The organism is Acrocarpospora macrocephala (assembly GCF_009687865.1).
Classification (GTDB): Bacteria; Actinomycetota; Actinomycetes; order Streptosporangiales; family Streptosporangiaceae; genus Acrocarpospora; species Acrocarpospora macrocephala.
In genome coordinates this window covers 76,190-102,205 of record NZ_BLAE01000027.1, presented here as the reverse complement: position 1 = coordinate 102,205, position 26,016 = coordinate 76,190, and the positions used below count along the sequence as shown (strand labels likewise).

Here is a 26,016-nt window from a genome sequence, read left to right as displayed (position 1 = left end):
TCGCACACCCCCTGCGCGCTCGGTGACGCGGCGTTCGAATGGCCGCCCATACGATAGCGTCGCCGCCATGAAACAGGGAGACGACGGCCTTGACGCCGTCGCGCTCGGCGGCCTCATCAGGGAGCGGCGTCAGGCGCAGCGGATGAGCCTGTCCCAGCTCGCCGAACGGGCCGGGGTCTCCACCAGCTTCGTCAGCCAGGTCGAACGCGGTGTCGCCAACCCCACCCTGTCCAGTCTCAAGTCCCTGGTCAGCGCGCTCGGCTTCAGCGTGGGAGAACTGCTGGAGAACGCCGTCCCCAAAACGGCCGGCCAGCAGCACACCACCGCCGACGACGAGGTCGCGGTGCTCCGGGCCGGGGAGCGACGACGCATCGTGTATCCCGGAACGCAGATCGCCAACGAACTGCTCTCGCCCAACCTCCAGAAGAGCATGGAGATCATCTGGGTCGAGGCGGCGCCGGGGCAGGGCAGCGGCGGGCACCCGCACGTCCACGAGGGCGAGGAATGCGGTGTCGTCATCTCCGGCGCCATGAAGTTCGCCGTCGGCAGCAACGAGTGGGTGCTCAACCCCCGGGACGCGATCTACTTCCCCAGCACCCGCCCGCACTCCTGGGAGAGCGTCGGTGACGAGGACCTCGTCGCGATCTGGGTGATCACGCCACCGACGTTCTAATCTCTCGGCAGCAGCGCCGCGGTGCCGACCGCGAGAGCGGTGTGCAGCGCCGCCGCGCTCCGCGCCCTGGTCTCGACGCCGTACCGTTCGACGACCGCGAAGGCCTCCAGGCCGGGCACCGCGACGCGGAGCAGGAATGGACTGACCAGCCGGTCCTGCGGCGGGACGCGGACGACCAGGATGTTGCCGACCTGGTGCACGAACAGCCGCTCCGGGACCGGGAAGACCCGCTCCTCGATGATGCGACGGAGGAGGGCCGGTCCCTCGTCGCCGTCGACGGGAATCAGCCGGGCCCGCTGGTCGCCCGGCTCGCGGGCGACGCCCACGATGATCGTCCCGCCTCGGACCCCGTTGGCGAAGGCGCACACGTCGGCCGCGAAGTCGAGCTCGCCAGCGCCCTCGGGCAGGGCCGCCCGCAGTTCGAGGACGGCGGAGGGCGGCCAGCCGAGCACCGCGTGGGCGTCACCGTCGGCGAGCAGCCGCCGGACGTCCTGTTCCGCACCCCACCCGGTCATCGACAGCTCGGCCGTGCGCAGCGCGCGGGTCCCCAGGTCGACGAGGTCGCGGACGGTCCGATCCTCGGTGGGTACGGCGAACGTGGCGTTCCACACATCGGGCAGGGACCGGGACCGGTCGTTGAAGACCGACACCAGCTCGGCGCCGGATTCCCGGGCCCACTCCGCGAGCACGTCGCGCGCGGTGGACCGCCACTGCTCGCCGGCCGTCTCCACGTCGGAACCCTGGAACTCGACCTCGACCGTGACCCGGCCGTCCGCCCACACCTGGATCTCAACCGGGTCGCGGTTGCTCAGCTCCGGGTGAAACTGTGCGGCGGAGTCCCGCGACACCACCAGCGACGCGACTGGAAAGGGCGCCAGTTGCGACTCGGGATGCCAGCCGGTCAGCACGGAGTCGACCAGCAGGGAGATCGTCACCTCGCCGACCGCCTCGATCGAGGCGAAGCACACATCGGGGTACAGCACGGCCACGTCCGGGCGGTCGGCGAGCTGGAACCTCTCGATGCCCGCCTTGATCGCGCCGGCGGTCGTACCAGTCATCATGGCCCTAATCCTCCCCCTTCGGCGCCACGACCACCCGCCGGACCGAGCCGTCGTGGCCCCGGAGCAGGTCGAGGGCCGATTCCGCCTCGTCGAGCCCCAGCACGTGCGAGACAGAGCGGGAGAAGTCCAGCCGACCGGCCGCCACCAGCGCCACCAGCTGCTCGATCGTGTCGAGCCGGAATCCGCCCGAGCCGATGATCGAAATCTCCCGGCGGGCCAAGGCCGCCGAGGGCGGCAGGACGAGGTCGTCGTCGGTGAGCCCGACGACGACCATGCGGCCCCCCTTGCCCACCGAGCGGAACGCCGCGGCGATCGCCGCCGACGAGCCGACGAAGACGCCCGCCAGATCCACGCCGCGGCCACCGTTGGCCTCCCGGATCCGGTCGCCGAGCTGCTCGTCGTCGGCGCGGAAGGCATGGTCGGCCCCCAGCGACCGGGCGTGCTCGAGCTGCTCCGCCCTGATGTCGACGGCGATGATCCGAGCCGCGCCGAACGCCTTCGCCAGTTGCACGGCGTGCTGGCCGAGCCCGCCGACGCCGAAGACGGCGACGGTCTCCCCGGGCTGCAGCCGCCCGCGCTGGTACAGCGCGTGGAACGGCGTCGGTATCGCGTCGGTCAGGATGGCGCCCACCTCATCGGTCACGGCGTCGGGCAGGCGGACCAGGTTGACGGCCGGAGCGGTCATGTATTCGGCGACCGCGCCGTCGTGGTTCAGGCCGATGATCGAGCCGCGCGCGCAGATCTCGCTCATCCCCTGGGAGCACAGGTGGCAGCGCCCGCAGATGACGATCGAGGAGACGGCCACCCGGTCACCGGTGGCCCAGCCGCGCACCGCCCCGCCCAGGGCGACGATCCGGCCGGCGGGCTCGTGTCCCAGGGTCAGCTCCGGCCTGGTGATCAGCCGTGCCTCGGGGCGGAACGCGGCCTGCACGTCGGTGCCGCAGAGTCCGGCCGCGGTGACCTGGATGAGGACCTCGTCGTCCCGCGGCACGGGGACGGGAACATCGACAAGGCGGGCGCCCGCCTCGCCCCGGGTCACGCGCAGCGCCTTCATGGTCGTCCTTCCGGATCGGGAGCCGTCACGCCCGGCCGTAGTCGTCGGCGACGACCACGGCGGTCGCGGACGCGGTCCGTTCGCCGAGGTGGTTGGTCGCCGTCAGGTCCAGGGTGTACGTCGTCCCGGCCACTTCGGTGACCGTACCGCTGATGCGGACCACGTCGCCGAAGATCTCCGGATGGGTGAGCCTGACGTTCAGGCCGGCCAGGAACGCACCGTCGCCCATCCAGTTCGACACGCAGTGGGCGAACCAGCCGACCCGTTGCGGACCGTTGTTGTAGGCCCCCGGCATGCCGAGCTCACGGGCCGCGGTGGCGTCCTGGTGGCCGATGCTCGGGAGCACCCGCTCCCAGAAGTACGACGGGTCATAGTTGGACGGCAGCCGCTGCGGATCGGTGCGCGCCCATTCGCGGTACTTCCAGGCGAGCTCGACGGATTTGTAGCCAGGGCTCCCCGGGCATCCGGCGTAGTACGCCGTCATGTCGATGCGTCCGATGGGCCCCTTGACGACGGCGGGCACCTTATCTCCCACCGCCACGCCGCTCAGCGCCTCGGGCCCCCGGCGGTACTCCGACACCGCCTCCGACCGGATCGCGTCGAGTTCGGCGTCGGACCACACCGTCTCGTCGCGGGGTTCGAACGACAGCCCGTCGGTCGCGGCACGGCGCGGGATCCGGAAGGTGCGCGCGACGGACTCGGCGATCAGCTCGCCGTCCTGGTTCTCGTAGCGGCAGAGCGCCGACTGGATGACCATGCTGGCCGCGTTGCGCCCGGACCGGCGGACGACCGGGCCGAGGGTGGCGGACGCGATGATGCGATCGCCTCGCCTGAGCCGCCGGTGGAACGTCCAGTCGGTGCCCGCGTACACCGGCTGGACGCCGGGCAGCCCCGCTCCGATGGCGCCGTCGAAGGCGGTGTACGGAAAGGTCGGGGGCGCGATCAGTGTTCCGTACGGCGTCGCCTCGGCGTACGCGGGGTCGCAATAGAGGGGGTTGTCGTCGCCGAGACCCCAGGTGTAGTGCCGTACCGAGTCCCAGGACGCCTCGTGGTTCCACTGCTCGATCCTGATCGGCGTTCCCTCGAGCGAGGTGACCCGCGCGATCTCCGCCTCCGTGAGGTCGGAGATCAGGTCGAAGTTGACCGCAGCTGTCATGCTGATGCCGCTCCTTCTGGGCTGTTGGGGCGAGGCCGGCCGGCCGCGTCCACGAGACTGACCCCGGTCTCGTGCACGATGACCGGGTTGAGCTCGAGGAACTCCAGGTCACCCGCGACCGCGGCGAGCGCCTGGGACACGACGCGGGACAGTTCCTCGACGTCGTAGCGCTTTCCGCCGCGGTACGACACCAGCAGCTCGCCGATCCGGGAGCCGCGCAACACCTCGAGCCGGCGCCGCTCCGGCCAGCCGCTCCAGATCACCGCCTGGCCGGACATCAGCTCGGCCAGGGTCCCGCCGGGACGGACGAAGGCCACCGGCCCGAACTCCGGATCGTCGGCCACGGAGACCATGACTTCGAAGCCGTCCGGCGCGATGTCCTGCACCATCACGGCGTCGTCGTACTGGCGGCACACCGCCCGGACCGCGTCGACCGCCTCGGCGGCCTCCTCGGCGGTCCGCACGATGCGCACGGCTCCCAGCTCCGTACGGTGCAGGATCGTCCGGCCCGCGGCCTTGACGACGTAGGGAGGCACCGCCGGTTCATCGGCGAGCATCCGCCAGCGAACCCAGGGCAGGTCGTCGGGAAGACGGCCGGCCACCCACTCGATCCCGCGAAGGTCTGATGAACTCGGATGGACGGTGTCCGGCTCGGTGTTCTCGGCGGCGCACAGCGCGATCGCGCGTACCGCCCGGTCGACCGTCGGCAGGTAGGCGATGCCCGCGCCGCGGAGCGCTTCGGTCAGGTGCGCGGGCATGGTGTCGTCCTCGGACAGCGAGGTCAGGACGACCGGCGCGGCGGGTGGGGCGGCGACCACCTTCGCGACGAGTTCCTCGCGGTCGTGCGCGAGCGAGGATTCCACGCCGACCACGATGTCCACCGACCGGCTGGTGCTCATCGTCGTGACGGCGTCGGTGAAGACCCCGGTCTCGTTGATGAACGGCACGTCGAGCGGGTTCTGGGGGTGCAACCGCCCGTCCAGCGGAAGGTTCTCGCCGGTGACCTCGGCCATGCGCAGCCGACGGTCCTGAGCCACCAGGTCGGCGCCAATCACACCGGCGGCGCCAGAAACCGACACCAGGGACACCGACGGGCGCTCCGCACGCGGCAGTCCGGGGTTCACCCCGGCCACCACGAGCGCGTCGGCCAGCTCCGCGAGGCTGGCGACCTGCCGGACGCCCGCGTGCGCGAGGATGGCCTCCGACGCGTCCGCCGATCCGACGACGCGACCGGTGTGCCCGGCCGCCGCCATGCGCCCGCTCTCGCTGTGGGCCGCCTTGAGCACGAACAGCGGTTTGCCCGTCGAGCGGAGCGCGGACTCGAGCGGGCCGAGCCAGTGCCGGTCTGTCACGCCCTCCAGGAACATTCCGACAGCGTCCACGTCCTGGAGCTCCAGCAGCCCGGTGGCGAGCTCGATGGCGCCGGTGCCGGTCTCGTCGCCCGTGCTGAACCACTGGTTCAAACCCACGTGCCGCCGGATCAGGCTCTGCAGGAGGCTGTTACCGAGGGCGCCGCTCTGGGTGACCAGTCCGATCCTGCCCGGCCGCGGCAGGTCCTGCAGCAGCACGCTGGAAAAGGTCAGGTACGACGACGCGGCGACCCCCACGGTCCCGACGCAGTTGGGGCCGATGATCCGCAGCTTGCTCGAGGCGGCCAGGCGGTCCAGGTCCCGGCGAGCCGGCCCGTCGCGGTCCTCGAAGCCGCTGGCGATGACGACCGCGGCCCGGACTCCGATCTCCTCGGCCTGCCGCAGCGCGGCGACCACTCCCGGCGCGGGCAGGGCCACCAGGGCGACGTCGACCGAGCCAGGCTCGAGATCGAGCAGGGTCCGCACCGTGGTGACATCGGGGAGGTCGGCCCGCGCGTTGACGGCGTAGAGCCGTCCGGCGTACCCGAGCCGCTTGAGGTAGTCCAGCGGCCGGCCGGACAACCGCTGAGGGTCGGCTGACGCGCCCACCACGGCGACACTGGCCGGTCGAGCCAGCAGCTCGACCAAGGCGCTCCCCTCCAGTCGCACGTTTCTCTCCACCGTATGCATTCATTCACAGTACAATACTTGTACTGTCAGTGCAAATCATCGCGTGCTCGTCCTCGGAGGAGGTGCTTCTGCAGCTTTCCGGTCGAGGTCTTGGGGATCTCGCCGAAGACGAAGGCCTTCGGAACCTTGAACCCGGCCAGGTGCGCACGCACGAAGGCCGCCAGCTCTTCGGCTGACACCGCGGATTCCGGACGAACGCTCACGTAGGCGACCGGTACCTCGCCCCAGCGCTCGTCCGGCACCCCCACGACCGCGCTTTCGAGCACCGCCGGATGGCCGTCGAGGACACGCTCGACCTCGACGGAGGCGATGTTCTCGCCGCCCGAGATGATCACGTCCTTGCGGCGGTCGGTGATCTCGATGTACCCGTCGGGATGGCGGACCGCGAGGTCTCCGGTCCGGAACCAGCCGTCCGGGACCGCCGCGGCGGTCGCCTCCGCGTCCCGGTAGTAGCCGAGCATGACGTTGTTGCCGCGCACGGCGATCTCGCCCGAGGTCCGGGCGTCGGCCGGCACGTCCTGTCCCTCGGCGTCGACGACACGGACCGGCGTGGCGATCACGTTCCCCACGCCCTGCCGCGCCTTCAGCCTGGCCACCGTCTCCGGGGAGCCCGTGTCCCACCGGCTCTGCCAGTCGTTCACCACGATGGGCCCGAAGGTCTCGGTGAGACCGTAGAGATGCTGCACCGACATGTTCAGCGCCTCGAACCGCCGCAGGAGCGCCGGAGAGGGCGGAGCGCCGCCGGTGCCGACGCTGACCGTCGCCGCGAGCCGCGGCCCGGCCGCTCCGTCGGCGTCGGCGATGAGCCGCAGCACCGCGGGCGCCCCGCTCAGATGGGTGATGCCGTCGGCACGCAGCCGGCGCCAGATGACCGCCGGATCCACGGTACGCAGGCAGACGTGCGTGCCGCCCGACGCCGTGACCGCCCAGGTGAAGCACCACCCGTTGCAGTGGAACATCGGCAGCGTCCACAGGTACCGGCTGTCCGGACTGAGCCCCGCGTGGAATGCCATCGCCAGCGCCTGCAGGTACGCGCCGCGGTGGTGGTACATCACGCCCTTGGGCCGTCCGGTCGTGCCGCTGGTGTAGTTGATGGCGAGCAGGGCCCGTTCGTCGTCGACGGGCACCGTCACCGGCGCGGCGCCGGCCAGGGCGGATTCGTACTCGTCCGGCGTCTCGCCGGCGACGAGCAGCCGGGTGCCGGTCCGTTCGCACACCTCCCGCGCGACGGCGGCCAGGTCGTCCGTGGCGACCAGCAGGCGCGCGCCGGAATGATCGATGATGTACACCAGCTCGTCCACGGCGAGCCGGATGTTCAGCGGCACGAGCACGGCGCCGCGCATCGGGACGGCGTTATGTAGTTCGAGCATCACGTGGCTGTTGGTGCACAGCGCGGCCACCCGATCGCCCGGCTGCACGCCGTACGCCGCGAGCACGCCGGTCAGCGCGAGGCTGCGTGCCCCGAACTGCTCGTAGGTGAAGGTGCGGTCGCCGTCGACGATCGCGATGTTCTCGCCGTACACGTGCATCGAGCGCTGAATGAAAGCCACGGGGGTCAAGGGCTCGAACCCGAGTTGGTCCACCGGGTCAGGTCCTTACCCGCTGCCTGGCGAGTTCCACGAACGGACTGAGCGCCTCGGGGTTGGCCAGGGTGCCACGACTGGTCACTGTGTCCGGATCGGCGCCTTCCAGGATCCGGCGGATGGGGACCTCCAGGCGCTTGCCTGTGAGGGTCTTGGGCAGGTCCGGGACGGCCTGGATGACGTCGGGCACGTGCCGCGGCGACAGTCGCCTGGCCAGTTCGGCCTTGATCCTTTTTGCCAGAGACTCGTCGAGCCGGGCTCCGTCCGCGAGGACGAGGAAGAGCATGAGCTCGCCGTCCTTGCTGGAGCGCGTCTGGACGTGCACCACGACGCTCTCATGGATCTCCGGCATCGGTTCGAGCGCGGCGTAGTACTCGGCGGGGCCGAGCCGTACCCCGGCTCTGTTCAGGGTGGCGTCGGATCGGCCGATCACCGCGCATGAGCCGTCCTCGTAGAAGATCGCCCAATCCTGCTGGTCCCAGACGTCCGGGAAGTTGTGGTAGTAGGTTTCCCGCAGCCGGGTCGCCCCGTCGTCCCCCCACAGCGCCTTGGGCATCGACGGCAGCGGTGTCGTCACGACGAGCTCGCCGGGCACACCGATGACAGGTTTGCCCGCCTCGTCCCACGCCTCGACCCGGACGCCGAGGTACACGCAGGCTTGACGCCCGGACCGGACCGGAACCAACGGGGAGCCCCCGATGAACGTCCCCGCCACATCGGTGCCTCCGCTGGAGCAGCCCACCAGGATGTCGTCGCGGACCTCGCGGTAGAACCATTCCCAGCCCTCGGGCGGGAACGGCGATCCGCCGACCAGCACGACCCGCATCGGCGCGAGGTCGAAGTCCTTGCCCGGCGTCATGCCCGCTTCCTTGCAGGCCAGTACGAACGCCGTCGACGCGCCGAAGTGGGTGATGCCGAGGTCACCGATCATCCGCCACTGCTTGTCGAGCCCGCCGTGGGTCGGGCTCCCGTCCATCACGACGATGGAAGCGCCGGCCGTCAGCGCGGAGATGCTGATGTTCCACACCACCCAGCCCGTGGTGGAGAACCAGAAGAACCGGTCCCCGGGGCTGACGTCGGCGTGCAGGCCCAGCCACTTGTGGTGCTCCAGCAACGGACCGCCGTGCGAATGGGGGACCGCCTTGGGCAGGCCTGTCGTGCCGGAGGTGAACAGTACGTACAGCGGGTGGTCGAAGGGGACGCTCTCGAACTCGACCTCACCGGGCTCGGCGAAGACATCGTCCCACGTCCTGATGCCCTCCGGCCGGCGGTCGGGTCGCAGGTACGGCAGCCACACCACCGTCTCCACGCTCGGCAGCGCGGCCAGGATCTCGCGCACCAGGTCGCCACGGTCGAAGTCCTTGCCGCCGAAGCGATAGCCGTCGACGGCGATGACGACCTTCGGCGCCACCTGGCTGAGCCGGTCCACGACGCTGTTCACGCCGAACTCCGGCGGGCACACCGACCAGATCGCGCCCAGGCTGGCCACGGCGAGGAAGGCGGCGATCGTCTCCGGGATGTGCGGCAGGTAGCCGGCGACCCTGTCTCCCTTGCCCACCCCCATCTCGACCAGGCCCCGGCGGATGCGCCCGACCATGGCGCGCAGCTCGTCGGCGGTCACGTCGTGGTTGCCGCGCGCCTCCGACACGGCGCGGATGACCGTGCCCTCCGGCATGCCGCGGAACACGTGCTCGGCGTAGTTCAGGGTGGCCCCGACGAACCATTCGGCGTCAGGGACCCGGAGGGTCGTGAGCACGGTCTCAGGAGGCGTGTCGAATCGGACCCCGGCGAATTCGGCCAGCTCGGCGTAGAAGGTCCCGACGTTGTCCACCGACCATTGCCAGAAGGCGTCGTAGGTGTCCAGGTCGACGCCGTAGCGCTCGGCTACGCGCTCCATCAGCTGACCCATCCTGGTCCGCTGCTTGGCGTCCGCCGGCGGCGTCCACAGCACATCGCCGTCCATCGGGCATCACTTCCTTCTTTGTACTGTGGGTGCAGCCTTGCATTGTGAATTCAGATGTGTCAACCGTCACAGTTACTGCTGGTCGGCCAGGAGGCGTACGAACAGGCCCTCCGCCTCGGCGAGCAGGTGCCGGTCGGATCGCAGGGCTCCGCTGACGAACACCTTGCGCCCTTCGACCCTGCTCGTGTGCGCGGTGACGGTCAGCTCGGTCTCGAGGGGAATGACGCGCCGGTAGTCCACGCTGAGCGACGCCGTCCGGGAGCGCGGTTTCCCCGGCGCGTTGGCCACCTGGCCGAGCAGGTCGTCGAACAGCAGCGAGATCGCCCCGCCGTGTACTGCGCCGTTGCTCCCCAGGTAGAACCGTCCGAAGGAGACCCGGGCCGTGACGGAGTCGCCGTCGAACGTGTCGATCTCCACCGGTGGCACGAACGTCTGGCCTCGCCCGACCGCGGCGAACTGGCGGCCGGCCACCTGGTCGGGCTCCCCGACCTGGTACCCGGCCAGCGCGGCGACCAGGTCCTCGATGGTGTCCGCCGAGTGGGCCGCCAGCGCCGGTGGCGGGCGGGACGCGGTGAACTGGTCCTGGAGCCTGCGGACCGCGTCGGCCAGCCGGGTGAAGTCGGGATCCTCCGTGCCGGGCGGCTGGCGCCGGCCGAGCCACAGGTTGTAGTGCTCGCGCACGCCGTCCGCAGCGCTCATCGCACGGCCGCGGACGACGGGATCCGGACCAGGAGGGACTCAGGACCGCGGGTGTTGCCGCCGCTCCAGGACACCTCGGGTGACACCAGATCGAACTCCGGGATCCGGGTGAGCCACTCCTCGAGCGCGACGCGCAGTTCCATCTGGGCGAGCTGGGCGCCCAGGCAGCGGTGGATGCCCAGCCCGAACGCGAGGTGACGCGGGCGTTCTGCCGTGATGTGCACCTCGCCCGACGCCGGGTGGACCGCGGGGTCCAGGTTGGCCGCAGCCCACGGCAGCACCACCCGGTCGCCGGTGCGGAGGGTGCGGCCGCCGAGCGTGGCGTCCCTGGTGACCACCCTGCCGATGGTGACGGGGGCGTACACGCGCAGGAACTCCTCGACGGCGTTGGGGATGAGCTCGGGCCCGCGGGCCAGGAGGCGTCGATGCTCCGCGTGGGTGGCCAGGTGCCACAACGCCGAGCCCAGGGCGCTCCACGTGGTGTCGATCCCGGCGATGAGCATGAGGAAGCACATGCCGACGATCCGCTCGTCGCTCAGCGGTTCGCCCTCGGCCCGCTTGCGGAGCAGGTGGCCCATGACTCCACCCGAAGCCGAAGATCGCAGCCGGTCCCTGAAGTAGCCCTGGATGGCTCGGACGGCCTCCGCCCTGATCGCGTAATCCTGCGCGCCGTCCTTGAGCATCCGGAGCGTCCACTGCCGGAACAACGCCTCGTCGGCCGGGGGGAGGTCGAGCATCTTCGTGGTCACCACGACGGGGATCACGCGGGCGTACTCCTCGACCGCGTCGACCGTCCCGCCGGACGTCACGATCGACGCCACCAGCTCGCGCGCCGTGCGCCGGGTCAGCGGTTCGAGCCCGGCGACCGCCTCCTTGCTGAACAGCGGCATCAGCAGTTTGCGGTCGCGTGCGTGGTCCGGCGGGTCGGAGCTGACGGGTGGGATCTTCAGTTCCCGCCCGGGCGCCGGCACCGGCCCGGTGACCTCGCCCGCTCGGGACGAGAACGTCTCGGGGTCGAGGGCGACGGCGCAGATGTCGCCGTGCCGGGAGAGCATCCACGCGCCGCCGCGACTGTCGGTGTGGGCCACCGGGCAGCGGTCCCGCATCGGTTTCCAGATCGACTCGGGGTCGGCGAGGTAGCCGGGGTCGTAGAGGTCGAAGCCGTCGAAAGCACTCATTGGTCTCTTCCTCTCCCGATGACCTTGTCTGCCTGCAGATCCGCGACGTCGGCGGCGGAGAACCCCCAGTCGGCCAGCGCTTCGGCGGTGTGCTCGCCGGGGCGGGCGGGCGGCCGGGTCAACCGGGCCGGGGTACGGCTGAACCGGGGCGCGGGGGCAGGCTGCAGAACACCGTCCGCGCGGACGAAGGTGCCCCGGGCGCTGAGGTGCTCGTCCGCCTCCACCTCCTCAGGGCCCAGGACGGGGGCCACGCACGCGTCCAGGCCGACGGCCAGAGTGCACCACTCCGCGCGCGTGCGGCTCCTGACGGTGGCGGCGAAGGTCTCCTTCAGCACCGGCCAGGTCGCCGGATCGTCCCGGTCGGGCAGGTCCGCGGCGTCGAGTTCGAACAGCTTCAGCAGGGCGGCGTAGAAGCGCGGCTCGACGGCGGCGACGCTGAGCCAGCGGCCGTCAGCGGTCTCGTAAACGTCGTAGTAGGGCGCGCCGCTGTCGATCATGTTGGTGCCCCGATCGGGCGACCATTCGCCGGTCTGCACCCAGCCGAAGAACTGCGTCGCCAGTACGGCGGCGCCGTCCACCATGGCCGCGTCGACGACCTGACCCCGACCTGACTCTGTTCTTTCGAACAGCGCGGCCAGCAGGCCGAACGCCAGGATGAGACCGCCTCCGCCGATATCGCCGACGAGGTTCAGCGGTGGCGTCGGCGGCTGCCCACGCCGGCCGATCATGCTGAGCACACCGTTGGCGGCGATGTAGTTGAGGTCATGGCCGACCGTATCCGCACCAGGACCCTCCTGGCCGTAGCCGGTCATCCGGCCGTAAACCAGCCGAGGATTGCGGGCGAGACACACCTCCGGTCCGATCCCCAGGCGTTCGGCGACCCTCGGGCGAAAACCCTCGATCAACACATCGGCCTGCTCGACGAGGCGCAGCACGACACCGGGACCACGTGGGTGCTTCAGGTTGACGCCGGCCGAACGCCGACCGCGATTCATCAGCTCGTGCGCATGGTCACTGCTCGGCCCCACCGGTCCGCCGCCGTCCAGGCGGTCGACGCGGATCACCTCGGCGCCCATGTCGGCGAGCATCATGGCGCAGAACGGCCCGGGGCCGATCGAACCGATCTCGACGACACGCAACCCTGCCAGGGGCCCGTTCATGCGGTCACCGTTCGGGATTTCCCGCTGAGGCGGATCCCCGCCTGCTCCCGATCCCAGCATCCGGCCGTGCCCGCCGCCCGGATCTTCTCCTTCTGCATCTTGCCGCTGGGCGTGAACGGCAGTTCGCCGACGAACTCCACGTACCGGGGGACGGCGAAGTACGGCATGGTCGCGACGCAGTGCTCGATGAACTCCTCGTAGCCGAGGGTCGCCCCGTCCCTCAGCACGACGCTGGCCTTGACCTCCTGCTCGGCCATCTCGCTCTGTACGCCCACCACACCGACCTGCAACACCGCCGGGTGGCGAATGATCGCCGTCTCCACTTCGTACGACGAGATGTTCTCGCCGCGCCGCCGCAGATAGTCGTCCTTGCGGTCCTCGAAGTAGAAGTAGTCGTTCTCGTCGATGCGGCCCAGGTCACCGGTGTGGAACCACAGGTTTCTGAACTTGTGGGCCGTCGCCTCGGGTTCGCCGTAGTAGCCCTCGAAGATCGAGTGGGGCTGCATCGGCCGGACGACCACCTCGCCGATCTCGCCGCGCGGCAGCTCGAAGTCGTTGTCGTCGAAGATGCGCACGTCGAAGTACTCCCGCACGATCTTTCCCGACGATCCCGGTCGCAACGGGATGTCCGGGCCCGTGCGCGAGAGTGGGGCCGCCTCGCTCAGGCCGTACACGCTCTCGAACTTGCATTTCCAGCGTTCTTCCATCGCCGGTTGCAGCGATGGAGGCGGCGCGGGCACGCCCACGACGGTGTCGATGCCCTCGTCGTCGGACGGCTCCCGGGTCCACAGCAGCATCGCCACGGAGCCGAGCATGAGGGTCGCGTTGCAGTTCTCCTCCCTGATCCGCCGCCAGAACCCGGAAACGCTCAGGCGCTCGTCCTGGACGCAGCGCACGCCGCGTCGCATCGCGCCCAGCACGGCGATGCCCTTCGCCGCGAGGTGGAACAGCGGCCCGCACGAGTAGAAGGTGTCCTCGGGACTTCGGTACCAGATCTGCGCTTCGATCTCCGCGAAGTTGCACAGGTAGTTCTGGGTCATCGTGGCGCCCTTGGAAGGGCCGGTCGTGCCGGACGTGAAGGTGATCGTCGACGGGTCGGTCCACCGGGGATCCACCAGAGACAGCGGCCCGTCGTCGCAGTTCCGGAGCTCGGCGATGGTGCTCACCGTCACACCGGGGACGCCGGGCTTCTGGTGACCCCGCACCACGAGGTGGCGGAGCGAGGGCACCTCGCCGAGGATCTCCAGCACGGTCGGCACCAGCGCGTCATCGACCACGATCACCTCGGCGCCGCTCACCCGGAGCTGGTGCGACAGGAACACGCCACGGTACGCGGTGTTGATCATCACCTCGATGGCCCGCAGCCGGGCCGTCGCGAACTGGATGACCACCTGGTCGGCGCAGTTCTCCGCCAGCACGGCGACTACGGAGCCATGTCCGACGCCGAGCTGCTGAAGGCCGCGTGCCATGGCGTCGGATCGGCGTACGAGGTCGGCGTAGGTGAGATCCTCGCCGACGATCGTCAGGGCCACCTTCTCGGGCGCCGCCTCCGCCTGCTTGCGCAGCATGCCGGTCAGGGTGCGGTCCAGGAAGTCGGACATAGAACCTCGATTTCAGATTGAATCGGAAGGCGCCAGGTCTCTCGGGGTGTCATCGACACCGAGGTAGGCGGCCAGGACTCGGGCGTCGGCCGCGACTGCCTCCGGGGTGTCGACCATGATGCACTCGCCCCAGTCGAGGACGGCGACGCGATCGCTGACCTCCATCACCAGGCCCACGTCGTGCTCGATGAGCACGACCGAGCAGGCGCCCTCCTGGCGCAGGTGCTTGATGATCCGTACGAGGGCGGCGCGGTCCTCGTCGCTGGTCCCGGCGGCCGGTTCGTCGAGCAGCAGCGTGGTCGGGCGCAAGGCCAGCGCCCGGGCCATCTCGACCCTCTTCTGCAGGCCATAGGGCAGTGAATGGGCCTGCTCAGCCGCGACCTGCCCGAGATTCAGCAGTTCGAGCAGCGGCTCCACCTCGCCACGCAGCCGGCGTTCGGCCCGCCGTGCCGGTCCGAACCCCAGGGCGGCCTTGCCCATGCCGTACCCGAGCCGAGGATGGCAGCCGAGCAGCACGTTCTCGCGTACGGTCAGGTCGCCGCAGAGCTGGTTGTGCTGGAATGTCCTGGCGATCCCGGTGGCCACGATCGACTCCGGTGACCGGCCGGTCAGCGGCGTTCCCCGGTAGGAGACCGAACCCGAGCTGGGCGGGTAGATGCCGGTGACCGCGTTGATCAGGCTGGTCTTGCCGGCGCCGTTGGGGCCGATGATGCCGAGCACCTCGTCCGGATGATGCCGGATGGAGACCTCGCGCAGCGCGACCACTCCGCCGAAGCGCAGACCGAGCCGGTCGATCACGAGTTCGCCTGTCACAGCAGTTCCTCCGCTCGGCTCAGGTCCGCGACCCCGAGGTAGCGGGCCGTCGTGTCGCCGGCCTGCCGCAGCTCGTCGCTGGTCCCCTGGGCGACGACCGTGCCCTGGTCGAGCACGTACGCGCGGTCCACGAACCGCAGGGACATCACGACCGCTTGCTCGATCAGGAGCACGGCGGTTCCCTCGTTCGCCGCCCGCGCCGCCAACCCGTCGAGGATCTCCGTGACGATTCGCGGCGCGAGTCCGAGGGACAACTCGTCGGCGACGATCAGGCGGGGTCTGACCAGGAGAGCGCGGGCGACGGCCAGCATCTGCTGCTCGCCGCCGGACAGCAGTCCCGCCATGGCGCGGCGACGCTCTCCGAGCACCGGGTACATCGTGTAGGCCTCGGTGACGGCGGGGCGACGCCTACGGGGTATCGCCGCGAGCACGAGCCGCAGGTTGTCCTCGACCGTCATATTGCTGATCACGCCACGGCCCTCGGGGATGGTGACCACCCCCGCGGCGAGCACCCGCCACGCCGGCCACCGCGTCGTGTCCTTGCCGGCCAGCGAGATCCTGCCCTGGCGCACGGTGGCTCTGAAAACAGCGGACAGGCCCGTCACGGCCCGGGCCACCGTGGTCTTGCCCGCGCCGTTGGCTCCGACGATTCCCACTCGCTCCCCCGCGCCCACCTCGATGGACACGCCCCGCAGGGCGTGTGCTCCGCTGGCGTAGGCGACGTCGAGGTCGCGAACCGAAAGGAACTGCTGCTCCACCACGTCACCCGCCATTCCGTAGCCGGCGGGCCGCCGATCGGACGAAACCGATCAGCCCATCGGGTTTGAGGAGGACGAAGGCGATGATGATGAGCCCGTAGATGACGGTCTGCAGCTCGTGCGGATGAGCGAGGACGCCCCCGCCGCCGTACGCCTCCGAGAGATGGTTCACGACCACCGGCACGAGCGTCACAAAACACGCGCCGAGGAGCGAACCGCCGAGGCTGCCGAGCCCACCCACCAGGATCATCGCGACGTACGTGATCGCCAGGTTGAGCGTGTAGAACTCCACGCTGGCGGAGCCGAGGTAGTACGCCTGCAGCACTCCCGCAGCCGCGATCATGGCCGAGGACAGCGACCACACCCACAACTTCGTGCGTGCCACCGAGATCCCGCAGGCCGCGGCGGCCACGTCCCGGGCCTTCACCGCCTCGATCGCCCGGCCGTGGCCGCTCCGCATGATATTGGTGATGATCAATCCGATCAGCGCCGCGAAAGCCGCGATGACGAAGTACATCGACCGATCACCGCTGAGGTCCACGCCGGCGACGCGCAGCGGCGGAAAGATCGCTCCGGCGGCGCCGAACTGGCTCGTCTGGAACTTCAGGGCCGCGAACACCAGGATGTAATGCGCGGCCAGGGTCGACATGAGGAGATAGGCGCCGCGCAGGCGCAGCGACGGAAGTCCGACGATGAATCCGACCAGAGCGCCGGCCGCCGCCGCCACCAGCATGGCGATCGGCAGCTCCATGTCGAACGTGAAGGTGACGAACGCGCCCGTGTACGCGCCGACGACCAGGAACGCCGCGTTACCCAGCGAGAACTGCCCCGCATTGCCGGTGAGCAGATTGAGCGGCGCCGCGATCGCGAACGCGAGCACGGCGTTCGTCGCGACCGTCGTCCAGTACGGCGAGACCACCAGCGGCAACGCGACGACGATCGCGACGGCCAGCACCGCAAGGCCCGTCCGCCGCACACCCGCCCGCGGCTGCGCCGGGTCCGCCAGATGGGGCGGAGCGATGGACTGCGTCATGGCCGGACCACCTCCGGGGTGCCGAACAGTCCCTGGGGCCGGACCATCAGGAACACCATGAGCACGACCATGGTCGAGGGCAGCCGGAAGTCATCCCCGAGGTACGTCCCGGCCAGCATCTCGGTGACACCCACCAGGATGCCGCCCAGGAACGCCCCGCCCAGGCTGTCGACACCGCCCACGATCATGGCGGCGAAGGCGCGCAGGGCGAATGTCGCGATGGAGATGTCCGCGACGGTCAGCGAGGCGAGCAGCGCACCGGCCAGCGCGGCCAGACCGCCGGCGACCGCCCACGCGTAGGTGAAAATTCGCCCGGGGTTTGCGCCGAACATCGAGGCCACCTCCGGGCGAACGGCCGCAGCCCGAAGCTGGAGGCCGACCGAGGTCCGGTTGAACGCGATCGCCAGCAGCACGGTCGCCGCGGCCGACAACCCGAGGGCGACCGCCAGCGTGCTGGACATCGAGGTCCCGAAGGGGAGATCGAACGTCGGGACTCCGATCGGATCCGGGAGGAAGCGTGGCTGGCGTCCGAAGAGGAGGCCGCTGGTGCCTTCGATGACGCTGGCCAGACCGATGGTCACCATGACACCGGGAAACAGCCCGCGGCCCAGGAGCGGACGCATCACCGTGAGGTTGGCCACCGCCCCCACCCCCGCGACCGCCACGACGGCGATTCCGGCGGCCACCCAGAACCCTTGGGCGCCGAGGCCAGCCGCCACGACGCCACCCACGGCCATCAGGGCACCACCCGAGAAGTTCAGGATTCCGGTGCTCTTGAAGATCACGACTAGGCCCAGCGCCACGAGTCCGTACAGCGAGCCGAATCCGGAACCGCTCCAGACGGCGTTGAGGAAGTCAGTCATCGTTCTGCTCCAGGCGCGGAGACGCTCAAGGGTTCGTCACTTCGACGATTCGCTGCGTGCCCGGGTCGAAGGTGAACGCCTTCACCGCCGAGGCGTCAGCCAGTCCGTTCTTCTTGCTCCAGTTGACATCGGCGCTGTAACCGCCGGTCTGGAATCCCTCCGGAGAGCGCAGCGCCTCGATGAAGGACGCCCGGGTGAGATCCTTTCCGGCCCGCTTCAGCGACTCCACCACGACGTTGCCGATCACCCAGCCCTCGGCGTAGTTCTTGTCCTGCTGGAACTTGTCCCAGCTGCCCGCCGTCCGCATCGCGGCCTCCAGGTCCGCGCGTCCGGGCACGTCGCTGTCCGGCGGGGCGAAGGCGTCGAACGCGTAGGTGCTCGCGGCGAGCGTGCCGGCGCTCTTCCACAGGGTCGGCCCGCTGGCGCCGAAGGTCGAGAAGACCGGGACGTTCAGCCCGCCCGTCTGCATCGACTTCAGCAGGGCGATCGCGCCGCCGCTGCCGGCGTGGAGCGTGACAGCGTCGACCTTGTCCCGCTTGAACTGGGCGACCTGGGCGGCGGCTTCCACTGCCGCCGGTTCGATCTTCTGCTGACCGGTGACCTCGGCCTGGATCTTCGGTGCTTCCTTCTGGAACAGGTCGAACCACTCGTCGCCGGAGGCGGTGCTGATGCGGGCGACGCCCACCTTGGCATTGGCGCCAAGCTGCCTGGAGATGAACTTGGTGATCGCCTCCGCGCTGGTCGGCAGGTCCGCCTGGGCGTTGTAGATGTACGGGTTGGCGAGAGTCACCTTAGTGACGCCGGTCGGTCCGATGACCGGCACCTTCTCGGCGGAGATGCGCGTGGTGAGCGCCTCGAACATGGAGGAGACGTTGATGCCCAGCAGGGCCAGGGAGGGCTGCTCGCTGGTGTACTTCTTGAAGAGCGTCACCGCTTGAGCGGTGTCGAAGCGGGTGTCGCCGGCCTTGAGGTCGATCGTGCGGCCGTTGATGCCGCCGCTCGCGTTGGCCCGGTCGATGGCCAGCTTGATCCCCTCGTAGTAGGTCAGCTCGACGGCGGCGTCCGGACCGGACAGATCGCCGATGTAGGCGATGGTCACGGCGGAGTCGGTGACGCCGACGTTGGTCGCCGCACCGGTGCCGGCGTCGTCCTTGGTGGCGGCTTCCTGCGTGCCCGCCGAGCATGCGGTAAGTGCCATGACTGTCAAGACAGCCGCGATCGTCGAAGCCGAGCGCGCGCTGCCGGCCCGCCCATCCTTGATAAGTCCAAACACGCGCCGGCTCCCGTCCTTTGTACTGATTGAACTCAGAGTGCAAAGGTTGCATCCTTGTTTCATGTGTGTCAAGGATCACTTTCCAGGATGTTTCCGGACTGTCCTGGTTGACTGGCGTTTCCGATGGCCAGGTCACGGAGTACGGGACGGCGAGAGCGTGTCCTTTCGGCGAGAACATTGTGCTGGTGGTGCACCCGGTAACGCAGGGTCGGCGATCGGCTCCGGGACGGGGTCACTCCAGGCCTGCGATCCGCGACCGCAGGCCTATGCGGTCACCGCGGGGTGAGTCGGATCACCGGGTATACCCGGTCGGATTTGCTCTGGTACTTCGCGATGCGGGGCTGAGCGGCGGCGATGCGCTGCCATGCCCGCTCACGGTCGGCGCCATCGAGCCGGTGCGGCGTCACCGGCATGGCCTCGCGGCCAGGCAGTTCGATCGACGCCCGGTCGGGGTGCGCCATCAGATTGGCGTGCCAGTCCGGGTGCCGGCTCCCCCCGCCCGATGCGACGACCAGCCACGCGTCCGCACCGTCGGCGAACCACGCCACCGGCGTCTCCCGCGGCTGCCCGCTGCGGCGGCCCACCGTGTTCAGGATCAGTACGTCCATGCCCATGAGCTCGCCGCGGCCACGTCGGATTTTTCGGCTTATACGAGCGTTCATCGTCCGCTGCATCCACCGTGAGAACGCCCCGGGCGTACCGGGCTTGCGCTTGCCTGCCTGCTGGTCCTGTGAGTTGATGTCCATGCCGGTCACACTAGGTACGGCCCGGTCAGCGGCGCTTCTCGATTCCTGACCGATCTCTTGGCCCCGCGCAACTCCATGATTCAAGACCCTGATTGGACGCCGCCCAAACCTGCCCCGATCCTTGGTAGCGGACAGCTCTCACTACGGAGGAAGACGTTGGAACAGCGAACGATTGCCCGGCTGAATCAGGACGTGTCCGTGATCGGGCTCGGCACGTGGCAACTCGGTGCCGACTGGGGTGAGGTGGACGAGGACACCGCGCTCGCCGTACTCGACGCGGCCCTCGACAGCGGTGTGACCTTCTTTGACACCGCCGACGTCTACGGCGACGGCCGCAGCGAACAGCTGATCGGCACCTTCCTCAAGTCGCGCCCCACCGAGGGCCTCACAGTCGCCACAAAGATGGGCCGCCGGGTGCCGCAACGCCCGGAGGTCTACACGCTGGACAATTTCCGCGCGTGGACCGACCGCTCGCGGGCCAACCTGGGCGTCGACACCCTCGACCTGGTCCAACTGCACTGCCCGCCCACGATCGTGCACTCCACCGACGAAGTCTTCGACGCGCTCGACACCCTCGTCGAGGAAGAACGCATCGCCGCCTACGGAGTCAGCGTGGAGACCCGAGCGGAAGCCCTGGCCGCGATCGCCCGGCCAGGCGTGGCCAGCGTGCAGATCATCCTGAACATGCTGAGACTCGGCCCACTGGAGGACGTGCTCCCCGCAGCACAGAAGGCCGGCGTGGGCATCATCGCCCGAGTACCCCTCGCAAGCGGCCTGCTGTCCGGCAGGTACGACGAACACACCGAGTTCCCCGAAAACGACCACCGCAACTACAACAGAAACGGCGAAGCATTCGACGTAGGAGAAACCTTCTCCGGCGTCGACTTCACCACCGGCCTGACGGCGGTACGCCAACTGGCACCACTGGTCCCCACCAACACCACCATGGCCCAGTTCGCACTCCGCTGGATCATCGACCAACCCGGAGTAAGCGTGGTCATCCCCGGCGCCCGCAACCCCAAGCAGGCCCAAGACAACGCGGCCGCAGCCGCCCTCCCCCCACTATCGGACGAAGCACTCAGCGCCGTACACCACATTTACAACGAACTGATCGCCCCCCAACTCGCGAACCGCTGGTAAACCCGGCAAACAGCGGAAAGAAATGCCCTGCCACTTCGGGGTGCGCTACGTGAAGGGCTGGTGGCTCGTGACCAAATTCGGAAGCGGCTGACCAAGACCGATGGCCGTGACCCCCGCCAGGGGTCACGGCGACCTCGGTGACCGACGTGCCACCCGCCTTGACGGCCTGACCCATCCCCTCGTTTCTGGGTGGAGCCCGCCCTCATGGATAGAAGGCCTCCTCTGACAACGCGACACCTCAGCCCAAGAGCAGTTTGACGAGTTGACCGACGCCCAGAGCCACGGTCACGGAGACGAAGCCCAGGAGGATCGAGTACAGGCAGCCACGGCCACCTTCTAGCCGCTCGGTCGGAGTGAGCCCTTCGGCGGGGCCGGGGCCTTTCCACAGAGGCCTCGGTTCCATGATCAGGAACAGAAGTGCCCCGACTTGTCCGACGGTGAACAGCCAGAACCATGCCCATCGATTGGCCAGACGAGGAGTGGAACCCAGCATGGCAACGAAGGCGGCCACCCAGACGGCGGCGACCCACCACAGATTCGAACCGCCGGGAAGCTTGAAGGGCCAGTCAGGAAAGATCGAATTGTTCACAGCGGGCTCTTGCCCACGATGCTGCACCACGGACGGGCGGACGGACGCGCGACGCACGTCGGCCATGAGCCGCTCCGGCGTGTACAGCCCCTCAGAATCGGCGATCCTGCCCCTCACCTCGTGCCATACCAGCGGCGACTCCGACCACACCAGGGACGCCAACTCGTCGGGGCCGAAGATCTGGTAGCTCACCCGGTCGACGTCACCGGCCATCACCGCACTGCGAAACTGCTCGACCGTCCGCGGGGAAGGCATGTAACTCGCACTAGTGACCAACGCACCACACAGGAGGAGCAGCAGAAGCAACAGCCGGACGACGAAACGGACTCTGTGCAGGATGCGCGAGGCTAAATCAGGATCCACATTTCATTCCTACCGCAATCAGCCGCATTTCGATCACCTGTTGCACTGCGGAGGATGATCGCCACCTTGGCGAGGGACTGAGGATCCCGGCCAACGCCCACGGACTCCGCCCCCCCACAGTGACCCGTGGCCATGTTTCAGAGGTCATCGGGACAGAAGTCCGGGTCTTCTTCGTCAGGCGTGACCGGTGCATACTGCCGCAGCTCGCCGTCCCTCAACATTGACACCCTGAAGAACGCCTCCTCCTGATCCATCATGAAGACCTGCAGCGCGTTCGGGCACCGCCAAGGCATCCGCGCAATGTGATCAAGGACTGCCTCCAGGTCGGCATGGTTGAGCGCACCGGCCCACACATCGCACTCGGGGTACTTCCACCCACCCCATGCCGTGTCCTCGGCAGTGATCTCGCAGAGAAAGCCGCAGCCTCGCCCCGACCTATCCCGCAGTGGAGCTTCCGTACGCAGCCACTCGCTCAACGCCTCCACGTTCGGACGGTCATTCGAATCGATCGACACCATCACGTTGGTGACCCAGCTCATCAGCCTATTGTCCGCCGCATAGGACTCCTCGGGTTGATGGCCCGGCCCATCGGATGTCTCAGCCCGCCCTACCGGTTCCCATGGCTGGTCGCCGTGCCCGCAGCGACGGCCTGCTCTGGCTCAGGCCATCGGCTCACCATCTTCGCGGATGTATCGCCTTCGATGGAGGCGGCCGAGGTTGTGCAGTGCCCTGGTCAGGTTCTCCCGCAACGGCGATGGTGGATTGTCCAGCAGCAAGGGCAACATCCGATCCTGGATGAAGGACTCCGTGGCGATGGTGGCGATAAGTGGTAGCTCCCAAGGAGGCCTTGGTATCGACAACTGACCCAGCAGCCACTCCAGAGCACCCGTATCAAACGAATCCAGCGAGAGTTCATCTAACCTAGGAAATACATAATCATGTAAAGGCTGGCGGTATGTGGGCGCTGTGTTGAACAGGAGAATCATCCGCTGCCGGGTCGTGTCATCGGTCGCAACGGCGAGGAACCTGCCCAGCCTATCGACGACATGCCAATCCATTGACTCAAATAGTCGCAGTGAGTCGACCCACCACTCCACGTCGGCGAGTCGGATGTTCAACACCCACGCAGGGTCGTCGCGACTGGGAATCTTCGCATCGAGTAAGCTGCGCGTCAGGAGCAGCTTCCGGTATCTCAGGAGTTCGATCAGCGTGTCCTCGTAGCCGGCCCAGCCAATTTTGACGCCCCGCAGCGCCTTTATCTCATCGCCTTGGAAAAGAGCCTCCTGAGAGGATATTCGCCGAATGTCCTCCAGGAAGACGCTGTCGCCGCCGGCAGCGTAGGCCAGCAGCGCCTTTCCAAGGGGCGAATGGCTCCGACCCTCGCGCCTGATGATGCGTCCGATCTCGGGAAACTCATCGGAAAGGATCCTGAGATCCACCATGGCCCAGTAGGATTGATCACCCATTGTAATGGCCTGCGCAAGAGTTCGAATTAGCTCCGGATCGGGCATGGGCGGAGACCACGACCGCGTCCCATGCCTCAGCAGAAAATACAGATCAGATATCGCGTGCGCTCGGCCCGCAATGATCATTTCCTGCAGATAGGTGAAGGATTCTGGTACCTTGCTATTCGTAAGACCGTCGGCGACTATGACCCTAACGAGATCGGACGTGCTTGCCCGAGCCAACTCGATAAGGTCCCTCCCCGGAACCAACGCGACCAACTCGGCGGTAGCGTGAATGATACCTACGAATTCATCTGTTGGCTCCCCGGCTCGAAGCAGCTCAGCCACATCGGGCGCTATCGGGATTTCTTCCAGCTTCCCGAGAAGTAGCAGTGCATCATCGGGAGGTACCATCCGCGCGATGACCTCTGCGAAGCGGGCAAGAAAATTGTAGCCATTGGTGGCGTCGAGGAAATGGTCCAGAAGCCAAGGGCGAAGCGACTCATTCGCCGTCCACAGCAGCCCTGCGGCCGAACCGCCTATGCTGCCCCCACGACCCATGACCTGGACCAGAGCCTCGCACTGACCCGCATCCACCCGAAGCGTCTGCAGCGCCCGGAGGACGAGATGTTCGTCAGCCGATCCAGCCCAATCGTGCGCGAGGTACTCCAGCGCCATGTTCGTCCATGCGCCACGTTCATGCTCAACATAGTTGAGGCTACGCAAGGCCATGGCGATGTCGGTCCGCAATACCTCGTCGAACACCAGACGGACCTCATCCGCGGGCAAGAACCCGAGGGTCAGGAACAACGCCTGATCCCAGTCGGTGTTCCGTAGGCAGCGCTGGATCGCCGCCCGATCCACCGCGACAAGCGCTGCCAGGTACCGTGCGGCGAAGTATTCGGCGACAGTGTGGTGGAAGAAGGCGACCCGCCGCAGCGGAGTCGCCAGCAGAACGCCCGCCGACATCAGATGCTCCACCAGGCCACCGATATCGGCGCCGCCATCGAGCACGGCCCGCAGTTCGGCATGGATCTGAGCGAGTGGCGCCGACAACTCGCCTGTATCGATCATCCGGAATGCGATACCACCGAAGATCTCGCCCAGCGAGACGGTTTGCCCCGCCTCTTCTTCGATCCGGCGCTCGATCCCATCGATCAACTGCTCATAGACACTGTGGATGGTCGTCGTCTCGTCTATCGCGATAAGGCCCGTACGCCACGCGTTGAAGTACAGCGGTCGCTGCAGAACCTCATAGGTCGCGGCGGAGAGCGTCTTGATGTCGATCCCGGCGGCTGTCAACGCCCCCGTGAGGTACTCGTCCCTGATGTGGTCCAAGGAGACGGTTGGCAGACCGGTCATGCGCAGTTCGTCGCTGAAGCGGGTGGTGATGACCGAAGGACAGGCATTCGCTTTCGCCAGAAAGGCGTTCAGTTGTGAGAGCAGCTGATTGTCCTCTGCTGACGAGGAGGGAGCCTCGTTGACGCCGTCCAGGAAGAAGACGCCGGCTCCTGAGCGCAACAGCACGTCGAGACCGATGTCCCGCGGCAGCCCGCGGCAGGGCCGCCTCTATCATCTCCTCCAGATCACCACGGTAGTCGCGCAGATAGACCGGGACAGGTACGCGAAGCGACCCCAGATCCGGCAGGTCATCGGCCAGGCACGCTTCCTCCAGTCGCTGAGACAGGACGCGCATGGCCTGGTGCGCGATAAAAGACTTCCCGCTGCCAGGCGATCCATCCACGATGACGCTTTCCGTGGTGTCCGCGAGGCCGGTCAGGGCGTCACGCAGATTGATTCGCAGGTGTCTTCTGCTCTCGCCTTTGACCGGCCCGGCTCGGAAATGCTGCCGTAAGGAAAGCGGGATCAGGTCGTCCGCTTCCCGAATCTCGCTTCTGAGCCGACGCGCATGTCGTGCCAGCGCGAGGATCCTGCCGCTGGCGTCGTCGGCCTCCGTCTTACTGGTCACAGTGTCCTGCCGCATCAATTCGCCGACGCGATCGAGGATGCGCAGCAGCTCGCCGTGCCCGTTCGGGCCACGGAATTCGCTGCTCGTCGAGTAGGAGACGAGGTGGATGCCATAGTTCCGCCGCCAGTAGTCGACCTCCAGGGCGGAAACATCGGACATGATCGCGTAGTGGTCGGTCGGGTTGGCGCCGAAGTCGGCGTACAACAGGTCCTTGATGAGCAGGAAGTCGGGGTCCCGCAGTCCGAAGCCGATGAAGACGACCGGACGGCTGGCCAGCAGTGTGCGCATCGCCTGCAGGATGTTGCGGCTCTGGCCGTGCAGGGCGCGGTAGTCCTCCCGGGTCAGGATGATGGAGTCGCAGCTGTGGATGTCACCATGGGACTTGAAGATGAAGCCCTCAGACCTGGCCTGGACGATCGCGGCCACCTCCGTACGTTGCAGGGAGGTGACCACATCGAAATTCTCGTCCGGACGATACCGAAGCAATGCTTTCTCAAGAAGCTTGTCATAGTTCGTCGTGATATAGCACTTGCTGCCGAGCCGGACGATGGCCTCGTGGAGGGGAGAAGGCTCAGCGGAAACCGGGTCCAGCTCCGATTTCAGGAACGCGCATCTCTCATTCGGTGTCAGCTGATCGAATCCGTAGCTGGCGGCCAGGAGCAGATCGTTGCCGGCCAGCTCCCGGTCGACCAGTTCCGTCTGCCGGCCTGAACGGCTCAGATATTCACTGAGGCGTTCAATAAGCCGGCGCCACGTCGGCAGGCCCGACCATGCCGACACCCCAGATCCGATGAACAGGAGCGTGTCTGGACGAGAGGCAATAGCGGCCAGACGACGCAGATCCTGCACGTGATATC

The 26,016-nt window shown here is 68.0% G+C and carries 21 protein-coding genes; 2 read left to right on the top strand and 19 right to left on the bottom strand.

From position 1 onward, the window contains the following. The first annotated feature begins 67 nt into the window (after positions 1–67). Positions 68–673: a helix-turn-helix domain-containing protein gene (locus Amac_RS23590; protein WP_170322610.1), complete on the top strand. Its 606-nt coding sequence runs from the start codon at positions 68–70 to the stop codon at positions 671–673. On the opposite strand, the gene Amac_RS23585 is transcribed toward Amac_RS23590, so the two are convergent. The 16 genes from Amac_RS23585 to Amac_RS23510 all read right to left on the bottom strand — a co-directional run bounded on the left by Amac_RS23585 (position 670) and on the right by Amac_RS23510 (position 19,653). Next, on the bottom strand, positions 670–1,734 hold the full coding sequence (locus Amac_RS23585; RefSeq protein ID WP_155356564.1) for an AlbA family DNA-binding domain-containing protein: 1,065 nt from the start codon (positions 1,732–1,734) through the stop codon (positions 670–672). The two genes, Amac_RS23590 and Amac_RS23585, sit on opposite strands and share 4 nt — an antisense overlap. Positions 1,735–1,738: 4 nt before the next feature. Continuing rightward, positions 1,739–2,788, bottom strand: a complete 1,050-nt coding sequence (locus Amac_RS23580; protein ID WP_155356563.1) for a zinc-dependent alcohol dehydrogenase — start codon at positions 2,786–2,788, stop codon at positions 1,739–1,741. 25 nt (positions 2,789–2,813) lie between these two features. After that, complete coding sequence (locus Amac_RS23575) at positions 2,814–3,944, bottom strand: FAS1-like dehydratase domain-containing protein (RefSeq protein WP_155356562.1); 1,131 nt, start codon at positions 3,942–3,944, stop codon at positions 2,814–2,816. Further along, positions 3,941–5,962, bottom strand: coding sequence for an acetate--CoA ligase family protein (locus Amac_RS23570; protein ID WP_170322609.1), 2,022 nt, complete (start codon positions 5,960–5,962; stop codon positions 3,941–3,943). The genes Amac_RS23575 and Amac_RS23570 overlap by 4 nt, the downstream gene beginning before the upstream one ends. A 47-nt stretch (positions 5,963–6,009) precedes the next feature. Beyond that, positions 6,010–7,533, bottom strand: a complete 1,524-nt coding sequence (locus tag Amac_RS23565; protein ID WP_246268605.1) for an AMP-binding protein — start codon at positions 7,531–7,533, stop codon at positions 6,010–6,012. 37 nt (positions 7,534–7,570) lie between these two features. After that, positions 7,571–9,529, bottom strand: coding sequence for an acetoacetate--CoA ligase (locus Amac_RS23560; protein WP_155356560.1), 1,959 nt, complete (start codon positions 9,527–9,529; stop codon positions 7,571–7,573). Between the two features lie 72 nt (positions 9,530–9,601). Further along, entirely contained in the window at positions 9,602–10,228 is a 627-nt protein-coding gene (locus Amac_RS57390; protein ID WP_155356559.1) for a PaaI family thioesterase, read from the bottom strand. Further along, a complete protein-coding gene (locus Amac_RS23550; RefSeq protein ID WP_155356558.1) occupies positions 10,225–11,406 on the bottom strand; it encodes a cytochrome P450 in 1,182 nt (393 codons plus the stop codon). Before Amac_RS23550 ends, Amac_RS57390 begins: the two co-directional genes overlap by 4 nt. Beyond that, positions 11,403–12,566 (bottom strand): CaiB/BaiF CoA transferase family protein, encoded by a 1,164-nt coding sequence (locus tag Amac_RS23545; protein ID WP_155356557.1) that lies wholly within the window; start codon positions 12,564–12,566, stop codon positions 11,403–11,405. The genes Amac_RS23550 and Amac_RS23545 overlap by 4 nt, the downstream gene beginning before the upstream one ends. Next, entirely contained in the window at positions 12,563–14,167 is a 1,605-nt protein-coding gene (locus tag Amac_RS23540) for an AMP-binding protein (protein WP_155356556.1), read from the bottom strand. The genes Amac_RS23545 and Amac_RS23540 overlap by 4 nt, the downstream gene beginning before the upstream one ends. 12 nt (positions 14,168–14,179) lie before the next feature. Beyond that, the gene (locus Amac_RS23535; RefSeq protein WP_155356555.1) at positions 14,180–14,980 is read right to left on the bottom strand and encodes an ABC transporter ATP-binding protein; all 801 of its coding nucleotides are present in this window, start codon (positions 14,978–14,980) and stop codon (positions 14,180–14,182) included. Then, positions 14,977–15,741 (bottom strand): ABC transporter ATP-binding protein, encoded by a 765-nt coding sequence (locus tag Amac_RS23530; RefSeq protein ID WP_218041246.1) that lies wholly within the window; start codon positions 15,739–15,741, stop codon positions 14,977–14,979. The genes Amac_RS23535 and Amac_RS23530 overlap by 4 nt, the downstream gene beginning before the upstream one ends. Before the next feature lies 1 nt (position 15,742). Next, complete coding sequence (locus Amac_RS23525; protein ID WP_155356553.1) at positions 15,743–16,771, bottom strand: branched-chain amino acid ABC transporter permease; 1,029 nt, start codon at positions 16,769–16,771, stop codon at positions 15,743–15,745. Beyond that, complete coding sequence (locus Amac_RS23520; RefSeq protein ID WP_155356552.1) at positions 16,768–17,634, bottom strand: branched-chain amino acid ABC transporter permease; 867 nt, start codon at positions 17,632–17,634, stop codon at positions 16,768–16,770. Before Amac_RS23520 ends, Amac_RS23525 begins: the two co-directional genes overlap by 4 nt. Positions 17,635–17,659: 25 nt before the next feature. After that, the gene (locus tag Amac_RS23515; RefSeq protein ID WP_170322607.1) at positions 17,660–18,832 is read right to left on the bottom strand and encodes an ABC transporter substrate-binding protein; all 1,173 of its coding nucleotides are present in this window, start codon (positions 18,830–18,832) and stop codon (positions 17,660–17,662) included. Positions 18,833–19,179: 347 nt separating this feature from the next. Next, positions 19,180–19,653 carry a nitroreductase family deazaflavin-dependent oxidoreductase gene (locus Amac_RS23510; RefSeq protein ID WP_155356550.1) on the bottom strand — a complete coding sequence of 158 codons (474 nt, stop codon included), beginning with the start codon at positions 19,651–19,653 and terminating at the stop codon, positions 19,180–19,182. Between the two features lie 156 nt (positions 19,654–19,809). Here Amac_RS23510 and Amac_RS23505 point away from each other — a divergent pair, with 156 nt between their 5' ends. Beyond that, on the top strand, positions 19,810–20,793 hold the full coding sequence (locus Amac_RS23505; protein WP_155356549.1) for an aldo/keto reductase: 984 nt from the start codon (positions 19,810–19,812) through the stop codon (positions 20,791–20,793). Positions 20,794–21,031: 238 nt separating this feature from the next. On the opposite strand, the gene Amac_RS23500 is transcribed toward Amac_RS23505, so the two are convergent. From Amac_RS23500 to Amac_RS23490, 3 genes are all read right to left on the bottom strand, one after another. After that, entirely contained in the window at positions 21,032–21,745 is a 714-nt protein-coding gene (locus tag Amac_RS23500) for a hypothetical protein (protein ID WP_155356548.1), read from the bottom strand. Positions 21,746–21,882: 137 nt separating this feature from the next. Continuing rightward, positions 21,883–22,284, bottom strand: coding sequence for a squamosa promoter-binding protein 15 (locus Amac_RS23495; protein WP_170322606.1), 402 nt, complete (start codon positions 22,282–22,284; stop codon positions 21,883–21,885). Between the two features lie 2,158 nt (positions 22,285–24,442). Beyond that, on the bottom strand, positions 24,443–26,008 hold the full coding sequence (locus tag Amac_RS23490) for an SIR2 family protein (protein ID WP_155356547.1): 1,566 nt from the start codon (positions 26,006–26,008) through the stop codon (positions 24,443–24,445). Positions 26,009–26,016: the final 8 nt, after the last annotated feature.